The organism is uncultured Parasphingopyxis sp. (assembly GCF_937129435.1).
In the GTDB taxonomy this organism is placed as follows: domain Bacteria; phylum Pseudomonadota; class Alphaproteobacteria; order Sphingomonadales; family Sphingomonadaceae; genus Parasphingopyxis.
On record NZ_CAKZNF010000053.1, the window covers coordinates 15,421 to 34,850 of the forward strand.

At 63.6% G+C, this 19,430-nt stretch carries 23 protein-coding genes; 11 read left to right on the plus strand and 12 right to left on the minus strand.

The window, feature by feature from the left end; translation table 11 throughout:
* Nucleotides 1-51 precede the first annotated feature (51 nt).
* Entirely contained in the window at nucleotides 52-1,284 is a 1,233-nt protein-coding gene (gene kynU / locus Q0139_RS09415) for a kynureninase (protein WP_298020659.1), read from the plus strand.
* A 15-nt stretch (nucleotides 1,285-1,299) separates the two neighbouring features.
* Here the strand turns inward: kynU and Q0139_RS09420 are convergent, their stop codons facing one another.
* On the minus strand, nucleotides 1,300-2,517 hold the full coding sequence (locus Q0139_RS09420) for a polyhydroxyalkanoate depolymerase (protein WP_298020726.1): 1,218 nt from the start codon (nucleotides 2,515-2,517) through the stop codon (nucleotides 1,300-1,302).
* 139 nt (nucleotides 2,518-2,656) lie between these two features.
* On the opposite strand from Q0139_RS09420, the gene Q0139_RS09425 reads away from it, so the two are divergent.
* Nucleotides 2,657-4,432, plus strand: a complete 1,776-nt coding sequence (locus Q0139_RS09425; protein WP_298020662.1) for an ABC transporter transmembrane domain-containing protein — start codon at nucleotides 2,657-2,659, stop codon at nucleotides 4,430-4,432.
* 190 nt (nucleotides 4,433-4,622) lie between these two features.
* Here the strand turns inward: Q0139_RS09425 and Q0139_RS09430 are convergent, their stop codons facing one another.
* The 4 genes from Q0139_RS09430 to Q0139_RS09445 all read right to left on the minus strand — a co-directional run bounded on the left by Q0139_RS09430 (nucleotide 4,623) and on the right by Q0139_RS09445 (nucleotide 7,177).
* Nucleotides 4,623-5,057 carry a biopolymer transporter ExbD gene (locus Q0139_RS09430; protein ID WP_298020665.1) on the minus strand — a complete coding sequence of 145 codons (435 nt, stop codon included), beginning with the start codon at nucleotides 5,055-5,057 and terminating at the stop codon, nucleotides 4,623-4,625.
* Between the two features lie 26 nt (nucleotides 5,058-5,083).
* Nucleotides 5,084-5,575: a biopolymer transporter ExbD gene (locus Q0139_RS09435; protein ID WP_298020668.1), complete on the minus strand. Its 492-nt coding sequence runs from the start codon at nucleotides 5,573-5,575 to the stop codon at nucleotides 5,084-5,086.
* Between the two features lie 97 nt (nucleotides 5,576-5,672).
* Nucleotides 5,673-6,449: a MotA/TolQ/ExbB proton channel family protein gene (locus Q0139_RS09440; RefSeq protein WP_298020671.1), complete on the minus strand. Its 777-nt coding sequence runs from the start codon at nucleotides 6,447-6,449 to the stop codon at nucleotides 5,673-5,675.
* A gap of 68 nt (nucleotides 6,450-6,517) precedes the next feature.
* Nucleotides 6,518-7,177, minus strand: coding sequence for an energy transducer TonB (locus Q0139_RS09445; RefSeq protein WP_298020674.1), 660 nt, complete (start codon nucleotides 7,175-7,177; stop codon nucleotides 6,518-6,520).
* 317 nt (nucleotides 7,178-7,494) lie between these two features.
* Between Q0139_RS09445 and Q0139_RS09450 the strand changes: the two genes are divergently transcribed.
* Nucleotides 7,495-8,220, plus strand: coding sequence for a hypothetical protein (locus Q0139_RS09450; RefSeq protein WP_298020677.1), 726 nt, complete (start codon nucleotides 7,495-7,497; stop codon nucleotides 8,218-8,220).
* 19 nt (nucleotides 8,221-8,239) lie between these two features.
* Here the strand turns inward: Q0139_RS09450 and Q0139_RS09455 are convergent, their stop codons facing one another.
* Both Q0139_RS09455 and Q0139_RS09460 read right to left on the minus strand, forming a co-directional pair.
* Nucleotides 8,240-8,989, minus strand: a complete 750-nt coding sequence (locus Q0139_RS09455) for an SDR family oxidoreductase (RefSeq protein ID WP_298020680.1) — start codon at nucleotides 8,987-8,989, stop codon at nucleotides 8,240-8,242.
* Entirely contained in the window at nucleotides 8,986-9,372 is a 387-nt protein-coding gene (locus Q0139_RS09460) for a dihydroneopterin aldolase (RefSeq protein ID WP_298020683.1), read from the minus strand. Before Q0139_RS09460 ends, Q0139_RS09455 begins: the two co-directional genes overlap by 4 nt.
* 70 nt (nucleotides 9,373-9,442) lie before the next feature.
* Here Q0139_RS09460 and Q0139_RS09465 point away from each other — a divergent pair, with 70 nt between their 5' ends.
* The 6 genes from Q0139_RS09465 to Q0139_RS09490 all read left to right on the plus strand — a co-directional run bounded on the left by Q0139_RS09465 (nucleotide 9,443) and on the right by Q0139_RS09490 (nucleotide 13,488).
* Nucleotides 9,443-9,991 (plus strand): GNAT family N-acetyltransferase, encoded by a 549-nt coding sequence (locus Q0139_RS09465; protein WP_298020685.1) that lies wholly within the window; start codon nucleotides 9,443-9,445, stop codon nucleotides 9,989-9,991.
* A gap of 5 nt (nucleotides 9,992-9,996) precedes the next feature.
* On the plus strand, nucleotides 9,997-10,560 hold the full coding sequence (locus Q0139_RS09470; protein ID WP_298020688.1) for a DUF1285 domain-containing protein: 564 nt from the start codon (nucleotides 9,997-9,999) through the stop codon (nucleotides 10,558-10,560).
* The gene (locus Q0139_RS09475; protein WP_298020691.1) at nucleotides 10,557-11,153 is read left to right on the plus strand and encodes a CoA pyrophosphatase; all 597 of its coding nucleotides are present in this window, start codon (nucleotides 10,557-10,559) and stop codon (nucleotides 11,151-11,153) included. The genes Q0139_RS09470 and Q0139_RS09475 overlap by 4 nt, the downstream gene beginning before the upstream one ends.
* A complete protein-coding gene (locus Q0139_RS09480; protein WP_298020694.1) occupies nucleotides 11,150-12,379 on the plus strand; it encodes a CCA tRNA nucleotidyltransferase in 1,230 nt (409 codons plus the stop codon). The genes Q0139_RS09475 and Q0139_RS09480 overlap by 4 nt, the downstream gene beginning before the upstream one ends.
* Nucleotides 12,380-12,435: 56 nt before the next feature.
* Complete coding sequence (locus Q0139_RS09485) at nucleotides 12,436-12,966, plus strand: sigma-70 family RNA polymerase sigma factor (RefSeq protein WP_298020699.1); 531 nt, start codon at nucleotides 12,436-12,438, stop codon at nucleotides 12,964-12,966.
* A gap of 150 nt (nucleotides 12,967-13,116) precedes the next feature.
* Nucleotides 13,117-13,488: a DUF6768 family protein gene (locus tag Q0139_RS09490; RefSeq protein ID WP_298020702.1), complete on the plus strand. Its 372-nt coding sequence runs from the start codon at nucleotides 13,117-13,119 to the stop codon at nucleotides 13,486-13,488.
* Here Q0139_RS09490 and Q0139_RS09495 read toward each other — a convergent pair whose 3' ends face one another.
* The 3 genes from Q0139_RS09495 to parC all read right to left on the minus strand — a co-directional run bounded on the left by Q0139_RS09495 (nucleotide 13,489) and on the right by parC (nucleotide 16,343).
* A complete protein-coding gene (locus Q0139_RS09495; protein WP_298020705.1) occupies nucleotides 13,489-13,755 on the minus strand; it encodes a Txe/YoeB family addiction module toxin in 267 nt (88 codons plus the stop codon).
* Complete coding sequence (locus Q0139_RS09500) at nucleotides 13,756-14,019, minus strand: type II toxin-antitoxin system Phd/YefM family antitoxin (RefSeq protein WP_298020708.1); 264 nt, start codon at nucleotides 14,017-14,019, stop codon at nucleotides 13,756-13,758. It lies immediately after the preceding gene.
* Between the two features lie 62 nt (nucleotides 14,020-14,081).
* Nucleotides 14,082-16,343 (minus strand): DNA topoisomerase IV subunit A, encoded by a 2,262-nt coding sequence (gene parC, locus Q0139_RS09505; RefSeq protein WP_298020711.1) that lies wholly within the window; start codon nucleotides 16,341-16,343, stop codon nucleotides 14,082-14,084.
* A 102-nt stretch (nucleotides 16,344-16,445) separates the two neighbouring features.
* Between parC and Q0139_RS09510 the strand changes: the two genes are divergently transcribed.
* A complete protein-coding gene (locus Q0139_RS09510; protein ID WP_298020714.1) occupies nucleotides 16,446-17,057 on the plus strand; it encodes a hypothetical protein in 612 nt (203 codons plus the stop codon).
* 23 nt (nucleotides 17,058-17,080) lie between these two features.
* Here the strand turns inward: Q0139_RS09510 and Q0139_RS09515 are convergent, their stop codons facing one another.
* Nucleotides 17,081-18,166, minus strand: coding sequence for an MBL fold metallo-hydrolase (locus Q0139_RS09515; RefSeq protein WP_298020717.1), 1,086 nt, complete (start codon nucleotides 18,164-18,166; stop codon nucleotides 17,081-17,083).
* 25 nt (nucleotides 18,167-18,191) lie between these two features.
* Nucleotides 18,192-18,635, minus strand: a complete 444-nt coding sequence (locus Q0139_RS09520) for a hypothetical protein (RefSeq protein ID WP_298020720.1) — start codon at nucleotides 18,633-18,635, stop codon at nucleotides 18,192-18,194.
* Nucleotides 18,636-18,765: 130 nt separating this feature from the next.
* On the opposite strand from Q0139_RS09520, the gene purC reads away from it, so the two are divergent.
* The coding region (gene purC / locus Q0139_RS09525) for a phosphoribosylaminoimidazolesuccinocarboxamide synthase (RefSeq protein WP_298020723.1) at nucleotides 18,766-19,430 on the plus strand (665 nt) is incomplete at its 3' end.

Here is a 19,430-nt window from a genome sequence, read left to right on the forward strand (position 1 = left end):
GGAGACTCCCGATCTGGTGACGAACGTTCGTCCCTTTTGCTATGGCAGGGCATGACCACCCTTTCCGAGGCCGAGGCGCTCGACGCTGCCGATCCGCTCGCCGCCATGCGCGAGCGCTTTGTTCTGCCCGACGGCACAATCTATCTCGACGGCAATTCGCTCGGCGCGTTGCCCCGTGCCACGATCGCCGCGCAACAAGATGCCGTGTCGCGGCAATGGGGCGAGGACCTGATCGCCAGCTGGAACAGCAATGACTGGATCGGCGCGCCGCAGCGGATCGGCGACAAGATCGCTCCGCTGATCGGTGCCAACACAGGCGAGGTGATCGCAACCGATTCGGTGTCGGTGAACCTGTTCAAACTTATTGTTGCGGCGACACGCCTTCGCCCTGACCGGTCCGAAATCCTGACCGAACCCGGCAATTTTCCGACCGATCTCTATACGGCCGATGGCGCGGCCGACATTCTCGCGGGACGGCGGATCAGAACCGAGAATGCCGATACGATCATTGATGCCATCGGCCACGACACGGCGCTCGTGATGCTCACCCATGTCCATTACAAGACCGGCCACCGCCACGACATGGCGGCGATCACGGCGGCGGCCCATGACGCAGGCGCACTCGTGCTCTGGGATTTGAGCCACAGTGTCGGTGCGATCGCCGTCGATCTTGGCGGCTGCGAGGCCGATTTCGCCGTCGGTTGCGGCTATAAATATCTGAACGGCGGACCGGGGGCGCCCGCGTTTCTCCATGTGCGGCGAGACCTGCAGGACGCAGTGCTTTCACCGCTGACAGGCTGGATGGGCCATGCCGCGCCGTTCGAATTTCGCGACGATTACGAGCCCGCTCCCGGCATGACGCGCTTCCTGTGCGGCACGCCGCCGATGCTGTCGATGCTGGCGCTGGAAACCGGGCTGGAGCAATTCGCCGATATCGCCATGCCTGCGCTCGAAGCCAAATCGGCGGCGCTGTTCGAACTGTTCGCCGAGCAGATCGAAGCGCGGTGCGCCGGCCATGGGCTGGAGCTGGTCACATCGCGCGATCCGGCGAAGCGCGGCAGCCATATTTCCTATACGCACAGCGACGGCTGGCCGATTATGCAAGCCTTGATCGATCGCGGAGTTGTCGGCGATTTCCGAGCTCCCGATATCCTGCGTTTCGGGCTGACGCCGCTCTATCTCGGCTATGCCGATGTCTGGCGGGCGGTCGAGATACTCGCGGATATTCTCGAGAAGGAAAGCTGGCGCGATCCGCGCTATGCCGAACGCAAGGCAGTCACCTGACGCCCTTTTCCGTGCCTAGTTATGCTTCGCGATCCAGTCTTCGACCACGGGCGCGATCTCGTCCCGCCACTTGCTGCCGTTGAAGATGCCGTAATGGCCGACATTCGGAGCCATGTGATATTTTTTCAGCTTTTTCGGCAGGCCGGTCGAGATCGTCAGCGCGGCCTTGGTCTGGCCCAGGCCCGAGATATCGTCGCGCTCGCCCTCGATCGCGAGCATGCCGATATCGGTGATCGCCGACGGATCGACGACTTCGCCATAATGCGTGTATTCGCCCTTGGGCAGCGCATGGCGCTGGAACACTACATCGATCGTCTGCAGGTAGAATTCCGCCGTCATATCGGCGACCGAGCGATACTCGTCGTAGAAATCCTTGGTCGCCGTCGCGCTCTCGCCATCGCCGTCGACAAGGTGTTTGAACATCTCCCAATGGCTCATCATATGGTTGCCGAGGTTCATCGACATGAAGCCGGCGAGCTGCAGGAAGCCGGGATACACCTTGCGCCCGGCACCCGGATAATAGAGCGGGACGGTCGCGATCACATTCTGCTCGAACCAGGCATGGGGCCGTTCGGTCGCCAGCATGTTGACCGACGTCGGCGCCTCGCGCGTGTCCACGGGGCCGCCCATCATCGTCAGCGTCTTCGGCCGCGCCGGGTTCTTGTTCGCCGACATGATCGCCGCGGTCGCATAGGCGGGCACCGAAGGCTGGCACACGGCGAGCATATGGGCGCCCGGACCGATATGTTCGAGAAACGCGATCAGATAGTCGACATAGCTGTCGAGATCGAAATGCCCTTCGGCCAGCGGCACGTTGCGCGCATCGCGCCAATCGGTGATCCAGACCTCGTGCGTTTCCAGCATCCGCTCCACCGTACCGCGCAGCAGCGTGGCAAAATGGCCCGACATGGGCGCGACGATCAGCAGCTTGGGCTGGCCCTCGACACCCGGCTTGGTGAAATGTTTGAGTTGTCCGAACGGCTTGCGGCAGGCGACGCGCGTTTTGACCGGGACGGTCTTTCCGTCGACCTCGACCTCATGAATGCCGAACATCGGTTTTCCGCGCGGCGCGGCGGCATGGGCGAAGACATCCAGTGCCGAGGCGACGATCGGACCCATCGCCGAATAGCCGAACGGATTGGCGGGATTGCTCCACCATTGCGCACCCAGGCTCGCCAGGTTGCCAGCACCGGCCAGCATGGATTTCTGGATGTCGTAAAAATCATACAGCACGATCAAATTCCCCGTTTCGCGCGCCCACGGGCTATCGCGTTCTTGCCTCCTTCTACCGGACGGCAATCCTACATTGCAATGCAGCATATCACTTCGGTAGCACGTTGAGCGTCCCGCGCGCCGCTGCTAGGCCGATTTGATGGCAGAAAGTGACTTCGACGCGCCGCCGACGCGGAAACTGGGCAATCTGGCGCTGATCTGGCGCTTTGCGAGCAAATATCCGTGGCGGATCGCCGGCGCGGGGTTGATGCTGCTTGTCGCGGCCTCGGCAACGCTCGCTATTCCGGACGGATTCAGGCGAGTCATCGATCGCGGTTTCGTGTCTGCGGGCGGCGATATCGCGCAATATTTCCACTATCTGCTGTTCATCGTCGTCATCCTCGCCTTCGCGACGGCGATGCGCTTCTATTTCGTCTCCTGGCTTGGCGAGCGGGTGGTCGCCGACCTGCGTGTCGCCGTGCAGCGCAACCTGCTGGCGCTCGACCCCAAATATTTCGAAGAGAATCGCCCGTCCGAAATCGCCTCGCGGATGACGTCCGACACCTCCGTAATCGAGATGATCGTGGGCACGACGATTTCGGTCGCTCTGCGCAACATTGTCATGGCGATCGGCGGCGTGATCTACCTCTTCACGCTTTCACCGAAGCTGACGGCGATGCTGCTGATCGGCATCCCGCTGATCCTCGGCCCGATCATCATCCTCGGGCGCAAGCTGCGCGACGTGTCGCGGCACAGTCAGGACCGTATTGCCGATGTCGGCGCGATGGTCGCCGAAACATTGGGCGCGATGAAGATCGTCCAGGCCTTCGGGCAGGAGGATCGCGAGAGCCGCCGCTTCGGCGATGCGACCGAGCGTGCCTTCCAGACCGCCCGGCGCCGGATCACCATCCGCGCCTTCATGACGGGCATTGTGATTACGCTGATCTTCGGCGCGATCACGATGGTGATGTGGCAGGCGGCAGACGATGTCGTCAACGAGCGGATCAGCGGAGGCACCGTCGCCGCCTTCGTCCTGACGGGCATGATCGTCGCCGGCGCCTTCGGGGCGTTGACCGAGGTGTTCGGCGAACTGATGCGCGGTGCGGGCGCGGCCGGCAGGCTGCAGGAATTGCTGGAAGAGGTGCCCGAGATACGCGCCCCGGCCAATCCGGTGCCGCTCCCCGTTCCATCGCGCGGAAAATTGGCCTTCGAAGGCGTGACTTTCCGATACCCGACACGGCCCGACGACAAGGCGCTCGACAATTTCGATCTGGCGGTCGAGCCGGGCGAGCTTGTCGCCATTGTCGGTCCCTCCGGCGCGGGCAAATCGACACTGTTCCAGCTCGCTCAGCGCTTTTACGACCCGCAAGAGGGTCGCGTCACGATCGACGGCGTCGACCTGCGCGAGGCGGATCCGGAGGAAGTACGCACGCGGATGGCGATGGTGCCGCAGGAAACGGTCATCTTCGCAGCGACTGCGCGCGACAATCTGCGCTACGGGAACTGGGATGCTGATGACAATGCGCTCTGGGCCGCGGCGGAGGCGGCCAATGCAGCGGAATATCTCAAGGCTTTGCCCGAGGGACTGGACACGTTCCTCGGCGAGAGCGGTGCGCGCCTGTCCGGCGGTCAGCGCCAGCGGCTGGCCATCGCACGGGCTCTGCTCCGCGATTCGCCACTGCTGCTGCTCGACGAAGCAACATCCGCCCTCGATGCCGAATCCGAACGGCTGGTGCAGGACGCGCTCGACAGGTTGATGCGCGACCGGACGACGATCGTCATCGCCCATCGCCTGGCCACGGTTCGCTCAGCCGATCGTATCGTTGTCATGGACAAGGGCCGGATCGTCGAACAGGGCGACCATGCGGCCCTGTCCAATGCCGAAGGCCTCTATGCCCGTCTCGCCCGGCTGCAGTTCGAAGGCGTCGCCGCCTGACACGGATCGCCGATGTCAGCAGGCGGCGTCTGATCCAAACTGGCGGACCGTCGACGCCGCTTGCGGTTCATCCTCCGACTGGCCTGGTTGTGTCAGTCCCTTCGCCCGAGCGTCTCTTCCTTGCATCCTGCGCCAAAAGAAAAGGGGCCGCGCGACGCGCAGCCCCCGATCTTGTCGAAGAGGATGCTCACTAGAAGTTGGCGTACATCTCGTTGCCGATAAAGCCCAAATTGGTGACCTCGGCACGCCGCGTAATCGCAAGAACCTCATCGACCAAATCGTAACGCGCCTGGGCATCGGGACGCATATGCAGTTCCGGCACCGGGTTCATCAGAACGGTCTGATCCAGATACTGGCGCAGCTGCGTCATAGTGATCGGCGTGCCGTTCCACAGGACCTCGTTGCCCGGCGAGATATAAACCTCGTTCTTCACCGGATCGATCATGTCCTCCGGCGGCGGCGTATCGTCCGCCACGGGCAGGTCGATCTTCACCGCGTGAGTCTGGATCGGGATCGTGACGATGAACATGATGAGAAGCACCAGCATGACGTCGATCAACGGCGTCGTGTTGATGTCCATCATCGGCTCGTCTTCGCCGCCTTCGGTTTGTACTTTACCACCCATGGGGGCTCTACTCCTAGGCTAATACGTTACAGGCGTTGAATGCCGATGCCCGGCGCCGGCTCGGAAATGAAGCCGACGCGCGCAAAACCGGCACGCTGCATGATGAAAATCGGACCACCGACACACCGCCAGGGCGTGTTCACATCACCGCGGATATGCACTTCGGGAAGATCGTCTTCCGTCATGTTTTCCACACCGCCAGCATCCTCGATCAGCGTTTCCATACGTTCGACGGCCCGGTTGTACAGATCTTCCGATGAAACCGGCGTGAGGTTCCAATAAACCTCGCAAGTCCCGCCCTCCGATCGGATCGAAAGCGACACGTTCTCCGGCTTGGTCGCCGTCGGCAAGAGGCGAACGTCAGGCAGGTTGACGGGGACGGTCTGGATCACGACCGGAACCGTGATCAGAAAGATGATGAGGAGAACCAACATGACGTCCGTCAGCGGGACGACGTTGATCTCCGACATTGCGCCGCCGCCGCCATCGTCCTCGCTCGGAGCTACACTACCACCCATTGATCGATCCTTACATTCTGGCGACCGTCGCCGATCGCTTCACCTTACAGGACGGGTGGGAGGCGCGGACACGCCGCGCCTCCTCTAATTGCCGTCGTTATTTCTTGGTCGTCGTGCTCGTGGTGGCTCCGGTGGCAGGCTTGGTTGCCGTCGCCGGCTTCGTGGCCGCGGCGGTGGTCACCGAAGGCTTCACCGCGCCATCGGACATGATGTAGCCGTGCAGTTCGTTCGAGAACGAGCCAAGCTCTTCAACGATCGCCTTGTTGCGGCGGAGCAGCCAGTTATAGGCCATAACCGCCGGGACCGCCACGATCAGACCGAAAGCGGTCATGATCAAGGCCTCGCCGACCGGGCCGGCAACGGCGTCGATCGAGGCCTGACCGGCGGCGCCGATCTTGATGAGCGCGCGGTAGATGCCGACAACCGTACCGAACAGGCCGATGAACGGCGAGGTCGAACCGATCGTGGCGAGCAGCGCGAGTCCTTCGCTCAGCTTCGAGTTCACCGAACCCACCGAACGATTGAGGGCGTTGACCGTCCACTCATGCGCTTCGACCGGGTCGGTCAGCTTGTTGTGGTGCTCGCGCGCCTGAATGCCGTCTTCGACGACCTGGCGATAGGCACTGTTCTTCTCGAGCTTGGCAGCGCCTTCGGAAAGGCTGTTGGCCCGCCAGAAATTGGCACGGGCGCGCTTGCCCTGATTCATGATCTTCTGCTGCTCGAACAGCTTGGTGAAGAGAATATACCAGGTGGCAATCGACATCAGCAGGAGAACGCCAGCCGTCGCCCATGCGACAAACCCGCCTTCTTCGAGAGCCTGTACAACGCCGTACGGATTTTCATTTGCGGCGGGAGCCGCTGCTTCGGTAGACATGAGTTACTTTCCTCTTCGACAAATTGGTTTGAGGCCACCGCAAAACCCCTCCGCGGCGGCGTGAAACATCAATCAGGTATCTGCCACAACACGCTGCTGGAGTAGCTTCCGGTCACCGGATTGCCCGCATCATCGCGCGCAGCATCGAACCGGGCGCGCCGAGTCACCTGTCGGCACGTTTCCTGATCGAGCCGCTGATGGCCGCTCGAGCTCGTGATCTGGCAATCGGTCACACGTCCGTTACTTCCCACGGTCACGCGAAAGCCGGTCGTGCCCTGCTCACCCGCACGCTGTGACGCACTCGGATAGTCCGCGTTCGTCACCCAACGGCCCGGGTTGTTGCTCGGCGACGCCGGCGCAGCCTGGCTAGGTGGCGGAGGCGGCGGAGGCGGAGGTGGCGGCGGCGGAGCCGAAGGCCGCGGGATCGGCCGGAAGACCGGCGGCGGAGGCGGCGCCATACGGACCGGCCGTGTGATCTGCACCGGCGGCTGGGTCACCTGCACCGGCGGCGGCGGGATCGGTTGATCCGGCGGTGGGGGCGGCGGCTCCTCTTCAGGCGGCGGCGGCTCCTCTTCGACGTCGAACACATCAAGGTCCTGCTGCATGTTGCGCACGACCGACACGGCCAAGCCCGAAACCAGGGCATAAGCCATTCCGACATGAAGAAGGCCGACAATGATGATCGCCACGACACGGCGAGAACTCATCTTTTGATCAGCATAGGCCATTAATCTGCGACACTCCCTCCAAAGCCCGAAACCCTCATACAGCAGCCGTTAACGGGACACTGTCAAGGATGAACGCCGACGATGTACTAATGTTTCACCAGCGACCTTCCAATCCCTACCGTTCGCTTCCGGGTTACGCAACAGTTACCAACAGGCTATCGTATGATTCACTCTGAAAAGTACGTTCCCCCATGCAGATCGAGGAAATGATGTCCCGCTTTTCCCTGCCTTTCGCCCTCCTCGCCCTTTCCGCAGCTACGGCTGTTCACGCGCAGAATTCCGCCCCGGCGCCGGACACGGAATATAGCTTTGCCGACTTGGCCGACCTTGCTCTCGGCGCACCGATCGTCGCCCATGCGGAGATTGATCGGGCCAATCGTCTCGATCCGGAACGTGCGCCCGGCGTAGCTCCCGGACATCTGCGCTATTATGTCGAGGCCGAACTCAGCAGCCTGATTCGCAGCGACAACGCTCTCCCCCGTGAGGTCCGCTACCTTGTCGACGTTCCGCTCGATCCCAATGGCGACCGGCCCCGGCTGCGCGGTGAGGAAGTCCTGATCATGGCGACACCGGTTCGCGGCCGGCCCGGAGAGATCCAGCTCGTCGCGCCGTCTTCGCAGATTCGCTGGACGCCCGAGCGGGAACAGATCATCCGCAGGCTCCTGACCGAAGCCGCCGCGCCCGGTGCGCCGGGCATCGTCACTGGCGTCGGTAATGCATTCAGCGTGCCCGGCGCGCTTCCCGGCGAGAGCGAGACGCAGATCTTTCTCTCGACCAGCGACGGGCGCCCCGTGTCGATCAGCGTCCTGCGCCGCCCCAACCAGCGGCCGCGTTGGAGTGTTTCGCTCAGCGAAATCGTCGAATCGGCCTCACCACCGCCGCAGCGGGATACCTTGCTCTGGTACCGGCTCGCCTGCTTCCTGCCCGCCGAACTGCCGCGGACCACGTTCGAATCGATGGACCCGAACCAGATTTCGGTCGCGCGGCAGGATTATCAGATGGTGATCGGCGATCTCGGGCAGTGCACGCGCTATCGCTCATAGGTCCGAGCGGTCTCGCTGCCTACAGATTGGCGAAGTCGCGCTCGAAACTGCGCAGGTGCGCGCCGCCATCCACATACAAGACCTGCCCCGTCACCGCGCCTGCCTGGGTGAGCCAGAAGGCCGCATCCGCGATCTGGCCGGGCCGCGGCAGCTTTTCGAGCGGCATGGCGGCCCGCGCGCGGTCGATCGTTTCGGCGTCATAATCATCAGTCGCAATGGTGAGGCCCGGTGCAACGCCGTTCACGCGGATCGCCGGCGCCAGTTCCCGCGCCAGAATTTGCGTGGCCCCGGCAAGCGCAATCTTCGACAGGCCGTAGGCGAACTGATCGCCGTGCGGATTGGCGATTCGCTGATCGAGAATATTGACGATCGCACCGGGTTTTCCGCCAAGCGCCTCGGCAAAGGCGCGCGCCAGCAATACGGGCGCGGCGCAGTTGACCGCATAGTGATCGAGCAGCGCCTCTCCGGTCACGCTTTCGGGCCGGTCCTGCCCGAACATGGCGGCGCTGTTGATCAGAATGTCGGGCGGCCGACCGAAGGCAGCGGCGATTCGCGGGATCAGCGCGGTGGCGGCATCGGCATCGGAAAGATCGGCCGCGAAACCCTGCCACGGCGTCTCGTCGGCTTCCAGCTGCCGCGCTAATGCCCGTTCGGGCGCCGGGTCTTCCGAGGCATGGAGCGCGAGCGCGAACCCGTGATCGGCAAAATGCGCGGCGATGGCCGCACCGAGCCGCCGGCATCCGCCGGTGACGAGCGCCAGCCCTGTCATGCCCGCCGGTTCCTAACGAGCGTGATGCCGATATCCTCGCCATTCTCCGAGATGGCGAGCTTGACGATATCGACCTCGACCCGGGAAACGCGCCGATCCTGCAGGAACAGCGTCTCGGCGATATGCTCGGCCACCGATTCGATCAGCGTGAAATGACGGTCCTTGGGCAAGGCGTCGGTCATGGCGTGTTTGAGATCGAGATAGTTTTTCGAACGCGATAGCGGCGTATCCATCTCGAACCGGCCCGCGATATCGAGATCGGCCGTCACGGAAATGCGGAGCGGCTGCGGCAGCTTTGTTTCTTCGGAATAGATGCCGGTCAGAACATAGACTTCCACGCCGCGCACATGCAGCCGCAACAGATCGCCGTCAGAACTCGCCATTGTTTCTCCCGTTCCGATTCGCGCTTGAGATATCGCCGCCAAGCGCTAATGGCCGCCGCTCCCCACGTAAATGCCGCTTCCGGAGGAACAGGTGCCGCAACTCGTGCCGCTCGCGGTGATCGACGCCGCACAGATCGTGACGCTGCTCGACGCCGCCTTCGGCGCCGATCGGCACCAGCGCACGGCCTATAAGGTGCGCGCGGGCACCGAATGGCTGCCTGAATATTCGGTCGCCGTCACGGACGGCTCGCATTTGCTGGGCACCGCGCAGGGATGGCCCGTCGCGCTGTTCGGGGAGGACGGAGAGCGGTCGCCTCTTATCATGGTCGGGCCTGTGGCCGTGATTCCCGAGATGCAGGGCACGGGCATCGGCAAGCAGATGACCCATGCGATTTGCGACGCGCTCGATTTGCACGGCGAATCCGGTGTGATGATCGGCGACCCGGAATATTATGAACGCTTCTTCGGTTTCCGCTCCGGACCGGCCAGTGGCTGGTCTTTGCCCGGCCCCGTCGAGGCCCGCCGCGTCCTGTTGCGCCCGGCGCCCGGTACACGCTGGCCGGCAAGGGGACAACTCGGTCCCGATCCTTTGCACAACAAGGGCGGATTGCCTAACTAGCGGCCATGCCCGCCCCGCCCGACAATCTCGCTTCGCTAAGCCTCGACGACATCGCCGCGCATATCGAGGATCGGTCGCTGCCGCCGGTCGAGACATGGCACCCCGAGCGCGAGGGCGCGATCGACATCGTCATCACGCGCGACGGGCGGTGGATCCATGAAGGCGATCCCATCGAACGGCCTGCGCTCGTCGCGCTGTTCTCGACGATCCTGCGCCGCGAACCCGATGGCAGCTATGTGCTCGTGACGCCGGCCGAGAAGCTGACGATCGAAGTCGAGGACGCGCCCTTTGTGGCGGTGGAGATGAAGAGCGAAGGGTCGGGACAGGAGCGGACCATGGCCTTCCGGCTTAACACGGGCGACCTCGTCTCCGCCGGCCCGGATCATCCCCTCCGCCTGCGCGACAGCCGCGACGGCCCCCTGCCCTATCTTCATGTCCGCGGCGGGCTCGAAGCGCTGATCGGCAGGAACGTCTATTACGAGCTGATCGATCTCGCCCTGGACGAAGATCACAGTCCGCTCGGCCTGTGGAGCGGCGGCGAATTCTTTGCGCTGGATCCGGAGTCATGACGCTTGCCGACAGGCTTCGCGCGATGATCGAGGCGCCGCTGGCCGATATGCAGGGTGCCGACACGCATTTGAACGATGCCGAATTGCGGGCGGACAGCGTCGATGCCGCCGTGCTCATCCCCATTGTCGACCGCCTCGAGCCCGGCGTGATCCTGACCCGCCGTACCGACGAACTTCCCAGCCATCCCGGTCAGGTCGCCTTTCCCGGCGGCAAGGTCGATCCGGGCGATGACGGTCCGGTCGATGCGGCGCTGCGCGAATCGGAAGAGGAAATCGCCCTGCCCCGCGACCGCGTCGAAATCATCGGCACCACCGATCTCTATCTCACCGGCACCGGCTTCCACATCACACCCGTCATCGGCATCGTCCCCCCCGGCCTCGATCTCGTACCTGAGGCAGGCGAAGTCGCGGCGATCTTCGAGGTGCCCTTCGACACGCTGTTCGATCCCGCGAACTACGACCAGCAGCACGTCCACTGGAACGGCCGGCCGCGCAGCTATCACGAAATGTACTGGGACGAGCACCGTATCTGGGGCGTGACGGCGGCGATCATCCTGAATTTCGCGCGGCGCATCCGGGCGGTGGCGCAATGAGATTGCCGGACGCACCATGGCGGCATTGGGAGGGCATGGGCGTCCTGCTCGATGCCCTCGGCGCCGATGAAGGCGGCGCGCGCTTTGTCGGCGGCGCTGTGCGCGACGCGCTGCTCGAGCTCGACGTGCAGGACGTCGACATCGCGACGGTTCATGCGCCGGAGGAAACGGCCCGGCGGATCGACGCGGCTGGCCTGAAAGCCGTCCCCACGGGGATCAAGCACGGCACCGTGACCGCCGTCCTCCCCGGCAAGCGCACGATCGAAGTGACGACGCTGCGCCGCGACGTCGCCACAGACGGCCGCCATGCCGAGGTCGAATATACTGACGACTGGAAGGGAGACGCGGCGCGGCGCGACTTCACGATCAATGCTCTGTCGGCCGATCCCGTAACGGGCGAGATTTTCGATTTTTTCGGCGGGCTGGACGACCTTGCGGCGCGCCGCGTGCGCTTTATCGGCGAACCGCTGAACCGGATCGCCGAGGACCATCTGCGAATCCTCCGCTTCTTCCGCTTCCACGCACGATTCGGCGAAGGCGCGCCGGATGCCGAAAGCCTCGGCGCATGCATCGCCCGGGCCAACGACCTGATGGCCCTGTCGCGCGAACGCATCGCGGACGAGCTGCTCAAGATGCTTGCGCTGGACGATCCCGCGCCGACAATGGCGCTGATGATCGAGCGAGGTGTGCTGCAGCCGGTGCTGCCCGAGATCGTAACCGCAGGGCCGCTGGAACGGCTAATCGCCCGGGAAAACCTGTTCCGCCATTCCAGCTTTCGCTGGAATGACGCATTGAACAGCCACCCCCTGCGCCGCCTCGCTGCCCTGCTACCGCCCGATCCCGAAACGGCGCGCGCAATCGCCGCGCGGCTCAAACTCTCCAAAGCGCAACGCCAGCGGCTCGCCATCGCAGCGGCGAGGATGCCAGGCGACACCGCTACACCCCGCGCCCTCGCCTTCCGGCTGGGTATCGAGAGCGCCGTCGACAGGCTCCTCCTGTGCCCCACCAACGACATCGTCGTCGGCCGCGCGCTTGAAACGCTGGCCGCCAATCCCCCGCCCGAGCGTTTCCCGCTCAAGGGCGCCGACCTGATCGCGCTCGGTGTCGAACCCGGCCCCGAAGTCTCGCGCCTTCTCGGCGAGTTGCGGGAGGCGTGGATCGCGGAGGACTTCCCCGGTGAGGACCGCGTCCGGGAAATGGCGCAAGCGAAAATTTCCGGATCGTGATCGAACCTTTCGTCCCTCTGCCCCGACTATAGGACCGGAAGCGGGAGACGGACCGGATGAGCGATAGCGGGCGGATCTTCGACGAACTGCTCGTGCTCTCCGTCCAGTTCGGCGACCGCAAGGCGCTCGAACGGCTCGCGGCGCGCTGGCAGCCCCGGCTGCTGCGCTCGGCGCGGCGGTTCACCGGCGACGAGGAGATGGCATGGGACGCGGTTCAGGACAGTTGGCTCGGCATCGCGCGCGGTATTTCCCGGCTGCGCGATCCGGCGAAGTTTCCCGGCTGGGCCTTTGCGATCCTGCGCCGCCGCTGCGCCGAACGGGTGAACGCCCGCGCCGCGCACCGTTCTCGCTCGGACGCGCTCGACGAGCGGAACGAGCCGGCGGCGAACGCGCGCGGCGAGGACCGGGCCGCGATCGCCCAGGCCTTCGCCCGGCTGCCCGAGGAACAGCGCGTAGCCGCGACCTTGTTCTTCGTCGAACAGCTCAAGCTCGACGAGATTGCGGTGGCAACGGACGCACCGCTCGGCACGGTGAAATCGCGAATTTTCGCGGCGCGGAAGAGTTTGAAGGCGGTGCTGGGGGCGTGAGGACTGCACGCCGAAACCCCGCTGTCACCCTGAACTCGTTTGGGGGTCCATATGCTTTCACATGTCGGGATCGACCGAACCGCGCAGGTCTATGGATGCTGAAACAAGTTCAATATGACGAACTATTTTGACCCGAAAAGGAGACCAGCAATGACCGCATTCGACGACAGGCTCACCGCCGCTCTCGACGCAGACGACGAAGCGTTCCTGAAGGATCTCGAAGCCGATCGCGGCCTGTTTGCGCAGATCGGCGATACGATGACGGGCCCTCTCGGCGGCTGGGCGAAGTTCGCCTTCGCGCTCATGATCCCGCTGACCGCGTTCCAGTTCTACGCGATCTGGCAGATGTTCACCGTCGAGGGCACGCGCGAGTTGATCCTCTGGTCGGTCGGCGCCTTCGCGACCTTCACCGGCATCGGCTTTTTCAAGCAATGGTTTTTCGAACGGATGAACCTGATCACGGTGCTGCGCGAGCTGAAGCGAATCGAGCTGAGGTTGGCGCGGATGGACGAGCGTGGCTGATCAATAGTGATAACGGCATTGCGCGATTTCGAGCCGCTGCTCAGCGCCCTTGCCCGTCACGCGATAGACCAGCCTGTCGGCCTTGGTGATCCGCCGCGACCACCATCCCTGCAGCTCATTCCGCAGCGGTTCCGGCTTGCCCGTCCCGCGAAAGGGCGAGCGCGTGCACTCGTCGATCAGGCCGTTCAGGCGTCTTAGCGATTTGGGATCGGCATCGAGCCAGTAGCGATAGTCCTCCCAGCCCTGCTCGTTGAAGACGATCTTCACCTAGGAGTTATCGGGATTGATGAGTTCGCGCTCGGTACCGCCTTCCGCCTCGAAACCGGCAATCGATTCACGCAAGCGCTTGGCATTGGCAGGCGAGGCGAGAAGATAGGCCGTTTCTTCGAGCGCGTTCCAGTCCGAAAGCGATAGCATGACGACGGACTCGGCCTTTTGCCGCGTGATCACGACATGGCTCTTGTCCGCGACAACACGGTCCATCACTGCCTTCAGATTCTTGCGCGCATCCGAGTAGCTGACAACGTCCATTTTAGCCTCCGATCATCTATATGTACAGGTCAATGTACATATAGATGTTATTCGGGCTGGTTTCAATCGAACCGGTTATCCTGCGGGAAGCCCCTTGGCGGCATCCGGCCCGCCGTCCCGCGATTCTGCACCCATTCGTCAAGCTCGGTCTCGGTCCGCGTGCGTCCGGTGTCGCCGCCCATGGCCCAGCTCAGCCCCTCTTCCAGCTTGAACGCCAGTGCGTCGGACAGCCCGCCATCCTTGTATTTCTGCAGCATGATGCCCTGGCCGCGCGCCATTTCGGGGAGGGTGTCGAGTGCGAAGATCAGCAGCTTGCGGTTCTCGCCGATCGTCGCGACATGGTCGGCATCGGCGGGGATCGGGCGGACGATGCGGAGTTTCGCGCCGCCCTTCACATTCACCACCTGCTTGCCCTTGCGCGTCGTGCTGACGATCTCTTCGGCGCTCGCGACGAAACCCTTGCCGGCCGAGCTGGCGAGAAGCAGCTTGCCGCCCTCCCCGACCTTCACCAGCCCGGTGATCTCCGCTCCCTCCTCGACATCGACCATCGATCGCACCGGCTCGCCGAAGCCGCGCGCGCTGGGGAGGTTGTCGGCACCGAGCGTGTAGATACGCCCGTCATCGGCGGCGAGCAGCAGCTTGTCGGTGGTCTGCGCGGCGAAGGCGAAGCGCGGGCCGTCGCCCTCCTTGTATTTGAGCTTGGTCAGCCCGTCCTCGTCGACATGCCCCTTCATCGCGCGGATCCAGCCGCGCTGCGACATGACGACGGTGATCGGCTCGCGCTCGATCATCGCCTCGAGCGGAATCTCCTTGGGCGGCGCGGCTTCCTCGAGGCTCGTGCGTCGGCGGCCGAGATCGGTGTCGGGGCCATAGCGTTCGCGCAGCGCGGCGAGGTCCTTCTTCATCCGTGTCTTCTGCCGCGCCTTCGAATTGATCAGCGCGTCGAGATCGGCGCGTTCGGCGAGCAGATCCTCGCGCTCCTGCTTGAGCTCCATCTCTTCCAGCTTGCGCAGGTTGCGGAGGCGCATGTTGAGGATCGCCTCGGCCTGGCGGTCGTTCAGTTCGAACTCCGCCATCATCACCGCCTTGGGCTCGTCCTCATAGCGGATGATCTCGATGATCCGATCGAGGTTGAGGAAGGCGATGATATAGCCGTCGAGCAGCTCGACCCGATCGTCGATCTTGCCCAGCCGGTATTCGGAGCGCCGCACCAGCACGATGAACTGGTGGTCGAGCCACTCCTTCAGAACCTCTTTCAGGCTCATGACGCGCGGCGTGCGGTTCGCATCGAGCACGTTGAGGTTGAGGCTGAAGCGGGTTTCGAGGTCGGTCAGGCGGAACAGCGAATCCATCAGCACATCGGGGTCGATGGTGCGGTTCTTCGGTTCGAGGACGATGCGGATTTCCTCGTCGCTCTCGTCGCGGATATCGGCGAGAATCGGCAGCTTCCTGTCGGCGATCAGCGCCGCGATCTGCTCGATCAGCTTGCCCTTCTGCACCTGGTACGGGATTTCGGTGACCACCGCTTCCCAGGCGCCGCGCCCCAGATCCTCCTGGTGCCAGCGCGCGCGGACGCGGAAAGACCCCTTGCCCGTCGCATAGGCGTGCGCGATCGCATCGGCCGGGTCGACGAGCAGGCCGCCTGTCGGGAAATCGGGGCCCTTCACCAACAGCATCAGATCGGCCTCTTCGGCCTTGGGCGTGTCGATCAGGTGCGTCGCGGCATCGACGATTTCGGCGACATTGTGCGGCGGGATCGACGTCGCCATGCCGACCGCAATCCCGGCCGCGCCATTGGCGAGCAGGTTCGGGAAGAGGCCCGGGAAGATTTCCGGCTCTTCCTCTTCGCCATTATAGGTGGGGCGGAAATCGACCGTGCCTTCGCCGAGCCCGTCCATCAGATCGAGCGCCGCCTGGGTCAGCCGCGCCTCGGTATAGCGCATCGCGGCCGCGTTATCGCCGTCGACATTGCCGAAATTGCCCTGCCCGTCGACAAGCGGATAGCGCATCGCGAAGGGCTGGGCGAGGCGCACCATCGCATCATAGACCGACTGGTCGCCATGCGGATGATATTTGCCGATGACGTCGCCGACGACGCGAGCGCATTTCTTGTAGCCCTGCGACGGATCGAGTTTCAGCAGCCGCATCGCCCAAAGAAGGCGGCGGTGGACCGGCTTCAGCCCGTCGCGAAGGTCCGGCAGCGAACGTGCCGTGATGGTCGACAGCGCATAGACGAGATACCGCTCGCTGATCGCCTCGTCGAAAGGCGCATCGACAATGCGGTCGAAGGGATCTTCCTCGGGGTCTAGCGTATCGGTCGACATTCAGGCGGGTTAGCAGGTGCGCGGCGGCCCGACGATATGGCTTTCCACATCCAATTCGCTGCGATTTGACAAGCGATAGTGGGTCTGGCGAAAGCGCTGCCTATGAAACTGACTTTCATCGACAATTTGATGATCTTCGGCACGCTGATCCTGCTGATCGGGATGCCGATCAAGGCGCTGCACGTCTATATCCGGCGCACGCCCCCGGAGGCGGTGAACGGCGTAACGACCATGCGGATGACGCGCGGCTGGATCTGGCTGGCGGCCTGGCTCGCGCTCATGGAATGGATGCACGCCATCATGCGCGCCCGGGCTGAGCGCGGCGATCCGGATATCTTCTGGGTGCCGTTCGAGCCGCAATGGGCCTTCGTCACGGCCGGCGTTGTGACGGCCATCGCCGCGGCCAAGGTGATCTGGGCCAGCCGGCAGACGGTGCGCTACGACGCCGAAGGTATCACACGCCATAGCAAGAGGAGCCTGTGGAGCGAACTCGCCGAGGCGGGGGTGGAGACCAAGACGGTCAAGTTCCTCGAAGGGTCAGGCCATGTCAGCAAACTGCCCGCCACTTTCGCCTTCGCCAAATTCAACGACCGCCGCATCATCAAGGTGCGAGACGCCATGAACGGCCGTGACGAGTTTGACAAATTCCTCAAGGCCGAAGCCAAGCGGCAGGGGGTTAAATTCAGGCGCATCAATCGCGACAAGAAGAAATAAGACGGTTCAGCCGCCGCGCCGCCCTACAATCCCGACCGGTAGCGGACCTCTTCGCTATCCGCCGGCAGGATGATCACCAGACCATCGTCGGCGAGCCGCACCGGCCCTGCATATTGTTCGCGCACACCGTCGAGGAAATAGGCGTGGAGCAGCCGCGAGGGCAGCGGCGGGATCATGTGATAGAATACAAGCGCTCCGGCGCCGGCCTCCGACGCTGCTCGCGCCGCATCGTCGGGCGGCGTATGATAGGCGGGGATGTCGGCAAGAACTTTCGCACCAACCTCCATTCCCTGCCGCTCGGCCGCCCTCTGCATCGATCCTACCATCTCCGGGTCGAGCGCCTCGTGAAACAGGATATCCACGCCGCGCGCCGCCACGACGAGATTGGGGTCGTAGGTCGTATCGCCGCTGATCGCGATCGAACGACCGGCATAGTCGATGCGATATCCGAACGGGTTATCCACCGGATCGTGCGACACGCGGAAGGCGGTGATCCGTACGCCGTCCCGATCGTAAACGATGCCGCGCTCGGTGTCCTCCGGCAACGTAATTTCACGCGCCGCCAAGCCGTAACCGGTAGGATTGGCGACCCGTTCGCCATGATGCGCCGTCCGGTAGCCGGCATCGATGCGATACGCCGCGTTGAAGCCATCCGTAACCTCGATTGTGCCGGGCGGCCCGACGACGGGCAGCGGTTCGCTTCGCGCGCCTCCCACCCAGGCCTGCACCATCAGTTCGCCAAGGCCGTCGAAATGGTCCGAATGAAGGTGGGTGAGGAACAGCGCTTCGGTGTCCGCGACGGGAAATCCCATCCGCCCGGCAGTCCGCATGCTGCCCGACCCGACGTCGAACAAAAAAGCGTGCTCGCCGGCGACAACGCCAATGCACGGACCGGCCCGCTCGGGATCGGCCAGCGGCGCCCCGGTGCCGCACATATAAACATGGATCGCGTCGTCCTGTTCAGTCGTTTCGGGCTGACCCAAGCGCTCGGTAACCGCCCTTTCGAACAGATATTCGCCGATCTGCCGCTGGAATAGGAAAAACGCGGCCGCGGCCAGCGCAACAACCGCGATCGATGCGATAGCGATCCGTTTTCCCCAACGCGTCATGCTGCCTCCCTCTTTTCACAGGCCATCAGCCCTCGAACCACTCCGCCGGCGGCAGTTCGACCCCATCGCGCTCATTGTCCCAGATCACATGCATGATCCACCAGCGCGTCCCGTCCCAGAACAGGTGGATCATGTTCATCCCCTTGAACAGCAATTCGCCGTCCGGGCCGCCCTCGCGCGCCTCATAGGCGCTGAACGCCTGGGCGACGTTGCCGAAGCGGAAGACCTTGCGCGCCGTCTCGATCTCGTAAAAGGCGCGGCCCTCGAGCAGCGGGATCGTCGCTTCGATGAACCCCTCGGTATCGAAAGCCCACATAAGCGGCGTTCCGTCCTCGGCGACGCGTGTGCGGACCATCCGCGCATCGGGATGGCAGATCGCCCTCTCCAGCTCCCAGTCCTGCCCGCCTTCGGGACCGGAAATGGCCCGGTAAAGAGCGCTCAGGATCGAATCGATCGTCGTGAAGTTCATCGCGGTTATTCCTCTCGCGCCACTTGATTGCGACTCCCGAACGAAACGTCTATAGAAAGCTCTCCGCCTCGGCCCGCGTGGGAAAAGCCCGCCGTGTCCGGGGCGCGTTTCTTTTTTGGGGAGTGCAACCATGTCCCGCCGCCGCCAGATCTACGAAGGCAAGGCCAAGATCCTGTACGAGGGCCCCGAGCCCGGCACGATCATCCAGTATTTCAAGGATGACGCGACCGCGTTCAACGCGCAGAAAAAGGGCACGATCAACGGCAAGGGCGTGCTCAACAACCGGATTTCGGAGCATATCTTCACGCGCCTCAACCATATCGGCGTGCCCAATCACTTCATACGCCGTCTCAACATGCGCGAACAACTCGTTCGGCAGGTTGAGATCGTTCCGATCGAAGTCATCGTCCGCAACGTCGCTGCCGGATCGCTCTCCAAGCGGCTCGGGATCGAGGAGGGAGAGCCCCTGCCCCGCACGCTGATCGAATATTGCTACAAGGACGATGCGCTCGGCGATCCGCTTGTCGCCGAAGAGCATATCGCCTGCTTCGACTGGGCGAGCCAGGACGAGATGAACCAGATCGCCGATATGTCGATCCGCGTGAACGATTTCATGAGCGGACTGTTTTCGGCGATCAACATCCGCCTGGTCGATTTCAAGCTCGAATTCGGGCGGCTGTGGGACGGCGATTATTCGCGCCTCATCCTCGCCGACGAGATCAGCCCCGATGGCTGCCGGCTGTGGGACATGGAATCGAACGAGAAGCTCGACAAGGACCGGTTCCGCCGCGATCT